2 protein-coding genes and 1 pseudogene are annotated in these 2,806 nt (G+C 41.4%); 2 read left to right on the top strand and 1 reads right to left on the bottom strand.

Features of this window, described 5'->3' with window-relative positions:
* The coding region (locus tag ACFINU_RS09520) for a tyrosine-type recombinase/integrase (RefSeq protein ID WP_375667634.1) at window positions 1-1,046 on the bottom strand (1,046 nt) is incomplete at its 3' end.
* 162 nt (window positions 1,047-1,208) lie between these two features.
* On the opposite strand from ACFINU_RS09520, the pseudogene ACFINU_RS09515 reads away from it, so the two are divergent.
* Window positions 1,209-1,580, top strand: a pseudogene (locus ACFINU_RS09515) (hypothetical protein); the annotation flags it as partial.
* Window positions 1,581-1,669: 89 nt separating this feature from the next.
* The gene (locus tag ACFINU_RS09510) at window positions 1,670-2,788 is read left to right on the top strand and encodes a N4-gp56 family major capsid protein (protein WP_375618789.1); all 1,119 of its coding nucleotides are present in this window, start codon (window positions 1,670-1,672) and stop codon (window positions 2,786-2,788) included.
* Window positions 2,789-2,806 lie beyond the last annotated feature (18 nt).

Below are 2,806 nucleotides of genomic sequence, written 5' to 3'. Positions count from 1 at the left end.
TCAGCGACCTCATAGGGGGCATCGGTTGTTTCAGCAAGCCAATTGCGTAAACTAGAGCGAAATCCATGGGGGCAGGCATCAAGACCAGTGCGTTGCATATATTGCGACATACAGCGTTCAGAAAGGGGACCACGACCTCTCGCAGAAAAAAAGAATTCATTGCGAGATAAAAGGTGTGCTTGTTTTAAAATGTCTAATGCTTCTGTTGATAGAGGCACGCGAAATTCTTTTGTTGTATCACGCCTTCCTTTCATATTCTCAGCAGGGATAGTCCAGATATCATCTTCAATTTGATTTTTATGAATATGACGTAAAGGGTTGGTACGAACGCCTGTCAGAATAAGCAAACGCAAAGCCAATTGTGTTAGGGTTGATGCTTCGCAAAGTGTTTTATAAAAAGCGGGTATATCTCTCCAATCCATTGCAGGTCTATTCGTAACCTTATGGCGCTGTTTTCCTAAGAGAGCTTGTGCTTTTGTTACTGCTTGTAAATCAACATCCACCCCTAATGCAGCCGCATGTTTGAGACACATATTGAGACGAATAAGAGCTCTACGAGCAACTCCAGCTTTTGTATGCCAGATAGGAGAGATAACATTGCGTATCTCTGTTTGTGTAATCTCAGAAACGGGCAGACAGCCTAATTTAGGGAGAATATGAAGGCGTAAAGGTGCAAACCAACGCCCATCTTTACCATCACCTTTTAATTCAGCTTTACGACTTTCAAAAGTATCTAGTGCAATATCTTTTAAGTAATGGAGATTGCTTATTGCCTCACGCTTTTGTTTATTGCGTTCTTTAATGGGGTCACGCCCCTCATGCAAAACAGAACGCCATTGGTTTGCTAATTCACGGGCTTGTTTTAAAGAGACATCTCTCAAGGCACCCAAACCCATTTCACGGCGGCGTCCATGAATAGTATAACGATAAAGCCATTGAGCGCCTCCATCTTTACGCTTATGAAGTAACAAGCCGGCACCATCATTATATTTGCCAGCTCCCAATGTTGCGACAGATCTTGCATTAAGACGGTTCATAAGAGCCATTTTTAGTCCTTTCTTATACAGTTTTTACCCACACACCAGCCCCGCTTGTGGTGTGCAAGCAAGTGATTTTGATTGATTCAAGATAAACAGCTTTGAAATGAGAGAATCTTACGATATTCGGGACTCTTATTCAACATACAAAACAGTGAATTATTATTATAAATCAATGCCTTGTCATCTGTTTATCCGACTTATGCGCAACGGAGCACGATAGATGCGATTATAGGGGATGAATTACGTACAATTGTAGCGACTTGCGCCCAAAAGGGGGTTAATCCAGCAGAAGAGCTTTATAGGATAGCGCAAAATCTTGGTTATCAGAACCAAGCAGTGCAAGCCAATAATCAAGTTGCAGCGCTTCAAAGCCGTCAGAATTCTGCGCGAACCTTAACAGCATCTGGAGGAGGGGGGAGTACAGGTCCTATGACCAAAGAGACACTTGCGAATATGTCTGAGAAAGAATTCAACGCATGGATCTCCAATCCGAAAAATGAAGCCCGTTTTTATGAAATTATGGGTGCAGACCCCGATTAAGCAATAAGTTTTACAGCATAATCCGCCTTTGATGCGGGTTTTCCACCGGCTTTAAGCCGGTTTTTTTACAGCAAAGAAAGGTGAAATCAATGGCAACAACACATATAGGAACCCATGATCCGCAATCGGTAAAATTGTGGTCACAGAAATTAAGCAATGAAGTTTTGAAAGCGACAAAAATTGCCCCTCTTATTGGCAAAAGTTCGAACAGCATTATCCAGCTTTATAACGAAACCCATAAGAGCGCAGGGGATAGTGTTACGTTCAGTTTGCTAGTCAATCTGTTTGGAGATGGTGTCACGCAAGGCGAAACCTTAGAAGGCAATGAAGAAGCGCTTCAATTTATGAATGATCGGTTGGTGATTAACGAGCTTTTACATGCGGCGCGTGTTGCCAATGATGACTCGATTGATCAACAGAGAATCCTCCCGAATTTACGTAAGAAAGCGAAAGAAGGCTTGGTTCGCTGGTATGCCAATCGTTTAAGCATCATGTTCTTTTTGCAGGTATGTGGTTATACAGCCCGTACGATTAGCGTTGATGGTCGAGAAGTGTACATTAAACCGGTTCATTATGGCTTTAATGAAATCATGGCACCAAGCAGTGAACGTATTATCCGCCCCGATGGGAAAACCAAGGATGAAGATCTTAATGATAAAGCCAAACATAGCTTTAGTTTGAAGCTTATTGATGAAGCGGTTAAACAAGCAAAACTTGCTAATCCGCAAATTTCCCCCGTTTATGTTAACGGTGATGATGTTTACGTTCTCTATTTGCACCCAACACAAGTGATGCAATTGCGTACCAATACAGCCGCTGGTGAGTGGTTAGATATCCAAAAATCGGTTTATGCGACTTCTCGTGCAAAGAACCCAATCTTTGATGGTTCTCTTGGCATGTATAATGGTGTTGTTTTACGTGAAGCTATTCATGTTACCCATGGTGTAAACTCGACAAATAATACAGCGGTAAAGAGTGTACGTCGTGCGGTGTTCTTAGGAGCCCAAAGTGCGGTTATAGGTTTTGGCAAAAATCACAGTGCAACGCATTACACGCTTAAAGAAGAGTATTTTGATTATAAACGTCAATTTGGTGTAGCCGCCAGATACCAAATATTGCATAAAAAACTAATAAAGTCAATAGGTTTTATGCAATTATTTTATATGAATCCACTCAAGAATCCATCTTTTTGTGCATGTTTAAATTGACCATTTTTTATAAACAAT

Source organism: Bartonella sp. AC130YNZD (assembly GCF_042196865.1).
In the GTDB taxonomy this organism is placed as follows: domain Bacteria; phylum Pseudomonadota; class Alphaproteobacteria; order Rhizobiales; family Rhizobiaceae; genus Bartonella.
This window is presented reverse-complemented; position numbering and strand designations above follow the sequence as displayed.

Excerpts from the sequence above, each read along its gene's own strand:
- ACFINU_RS09510 (WP_375618789.1), top strand. The coding sequence starts at position 1,670 with ATGGCAACAACACATATAGGAACCCATGATCCGCAATCGGTAAAATTG.